Here is a 2,040-nt window from a genome sequence, read left to right as displayed (position 1 = left end):
CTTTTAATATGGTGGACAGTGCACCGGGCAGTCCAACAGCTAGAAAAATGAATCCGCTCATTGCTCCAGTTCCGCGCACAACCCATCGCAGGGTGTATCCAAGTGGAAAACGGCCAATGATTTGCGTCACTACCCAAAGGGTCAAGGTTGGAATAAGCATCCAATCTGATTCCCCAACGCGGGCCAAAACTGCAAAAAACGCACGTTCTCTCTCTGGCCAATTGGTCAATTGCTCAGTCGTTGTTCGATCCCAAAGAATTGTCAGCAAAAAAACGGCGAGGAATAGAAAAAAACTTACACCTACCCATTTTGGGCTAAAACCCGCAGACGACAAGGGTTTTTGAGCTGCATTCGCGTTGATTTTGAATTTTGGCAACTCATATTCCAGACAAAAAAGTGCATTATTCTTAGAATGAGCAGATAACATGACTTGCAGTATGCCACAAGAATGTGTACATCGCAGTCCGGTGATCACATCCGTTGTGAGAATGTCGGAGTATAGCTCAGCCTGGTAGAGCACTGGTTTTGGGTACCAGGGGTCGCAAGTTCGAATCTTGCTACTCCGACCATCACCACAACGGAACAATGATTGGGTAGGATCATGACCGCTAAAATCTTTCGTCCAGCAAAGAACGCCATGCAATCTGGCCGCGGCAAAACCAAGCACTGGGTGCTTGTTTTTGAACCCGAAGTTGCCAGATCCATTGATCCGCTTATGGGTTACACCTCTTCCACAGACATGAATTCACAAGTGAAACTCACTTTTGACTCTTTGGAAGCGGCTGAAAGCTACGCCCAACGTAAGAACATCGAGTATGTGGTGCAGCAACCACACGATGCGACCCCGAAGAAAGTTGCTTATTCTGATAATTTCAAAAGCGACCGCCGGGCTCCTTGGACACACTAACCAGCTTTTTGCACTTTCGTTAGACATCTGAGTTTAACATCATTTCGCTAGTCAATTGGCTTAGCGCCACCTATTGGTCCCGTAGCTCAACTGGATAGAGCAGCTGACTTCTAATCAGCAGGTTGCAGGTTCGAGTCCTGCCGGGATCACCATGACGACCCCACCGCAAAAATCTACGCCCTTGTTTTTCACGGAACATTCCCCATTTGCACTTGGTATATTAGGCGAAAGGGTAAAATGATGGGCATTGGTAGTTTAATTGCATTCTTGTTTGTTGGAGCTGTTGCAGGCTGGCTAGCAGGCAAAATTGTCAAAGGATTTGGATTTGGCCTAATCGGCAATATGGTCGTAGGGATTGTTGGGGCCCTTGTCGCCGGCATTTTGTTGCCTTCTTTGGGCATCGCCATTGGCGGCGGAATAATTGGCGGCATCATCAATGCCACAATCGGCGCTGTCGTTATGCTATTCCTCATTAAAGTCATCAAAGACATTTGAACCGAACAAAAACCTGCTGAGCGGATTTGCCCAGCAGGTCTATTTCGATCAGCATTTAGCAGAATCAACGAATAGAGTTTACTGCGCGCCTTGGCATTCAACGGCCGCTTCAAGTGCAGCGTAGGAACCGGCCAAGTCAATCGCCATGACCTGCTCGTCGCCATTGTACAACGTCATGGTGTATTTCTTAGCGATATCAAATAGAAAATCCTCATTGGTAAACGCGATATCTGCCCCCGGAACCCCGCCCAGGTAAATGCCTTTTGCTTCGCCCTCATAGGGTTCGTCGTCCAGTGTAAACCCTACCACGTAGGTTTCACCTTCAACAATCTCGCCCCAGCTTTCATTGAAGGCCGTTACGTAGGCTGATTCATTATTGCGGTCGAAACCGATCCGCACAATTGAACCATCTTCATATGCCGCTTGAATAAGACAACCGTTTCCAAGGGATGGATCAACCATAATGTCCCAACCTTCAACGTTGTCCCATTGTGTTAGTTCTTGTGCGACGACGGGTGATGCCAGCACCAGTGTCGCAAGGGCCACCGCCCCTAAAACAGTTTTTTTCATTATACGCTCCCCGATTACGGCTATTGCCGCATAAAGCGCCATTTGTGACGCAAATTACCTTTATTCGG

The 2,040-nt window shown here is 47.8% G+C and carries 4 protein-coding genes and 2 tRNA genes; 4 read left to right on the top strand and 2 right to left on the bottom strand.

Annotated features, from left to right (window positions below):
* A partial coding sequence (locus tag Q0231_RS00075) for a hypothetical protein (protein ID WP_299343509.1) occupies window positions 1–376 on the bottom strand: 376 nt, incomplete at its 3' end.
* Window positions 377–492: 116 nt separating this feature from the next.
* Here Q0231_RS00075 and Q0231_RS00070 point away from each other — a divergent pair.
* From Q0231_RS00070 to Q0231_RS00055, 4 genes are all read left to right on the top strand, one after another.
* Window positions 493–569, top strand: a tRNA-Pro gene (locus tag Q0231_RS00070).
* Window positions 570–601: 32 nt separating this feature from the next.
* Entirely contained in the window at window positions 602–907 is a 306-nt protein-coding gene (locus Q0231_RS00065) for an ETC complex I subunit (RefSeq protein ID WP_269394341.1), read from the top strand.
* Window positions 908–982: 75 nt separating this feature from the next.
* Window positions 983–1,059: transfer RNA gene (locus Q0231_RS00060), tRNA-Arg, on the top strand.
* A gap of 88 nt (window positions 1,060–1,147) precedes the next feature.
* A complete protein-coding gene (locus Q0231_RS00055; protein WP_299343511.1) occupies window positions 1,148–1,402 on the top strand; it encodes a GlsB/YeaQ/YmgE family stress response membrane protein in 255 nt (84 codons plus the stop codon).
* Window positions 1,403–1,480: 78 nt separating this feature from the next.
* On the opposite strand, the gene Q0231_RS00050 is transcribed toward Q0231_RS00055, so the two are convergent.
* On the bottom strand, window positions 1,481–1,972 hold the full coding sequence (locus Q0231_RS00050) for a hypothetical protein (protein WP_299343506.1): 492 nt from the start codon (window positions 1,970–1,972) through the stop codon (window positions 1,481–1,483).
* Between the last annotated feature and the right edge of the window lie 68 nt (window positions 1,973–2,040).

It is taken from the genome of uncultured Maritalea sp., assembly GCF_937139385.1.
Lineage (GTDB): Bacteria > Pseudomonadota > Alphaproteobacteria > Rhizobiales > Devosiaceae > Maritalea > Maritalea porphyrae_A.
The sequence above is the reverse complement of the archived record's forward strand: the minus strand, read 5'-3'. Positions and strand labels throughout refer to the sequence as shown.

Coding starts and splice junctions, on each gene's coding strand:
- Q0231_RS00065 (WP_269394341.1), top strand. CDS start 602: ATGACCGCTAAAATCTTTCGTCCAGCAAAGAACGCCATGCAATCTGGC.
- Q0231_RS00050 (WP_299343506.1), bottom strand. CDS start 1,972: ATGAAAAAAACTGTTTTAGGGGCGGTGGCCCTTGCGACACTGGTGCTG.
- Q0231_RS00055 (WP_299343511.1), top strand. CDS start 1,148: ATGGGCATTGGTAGTTTAATTGCATTCTTGTTTGTTGGAGCTGTTGCA.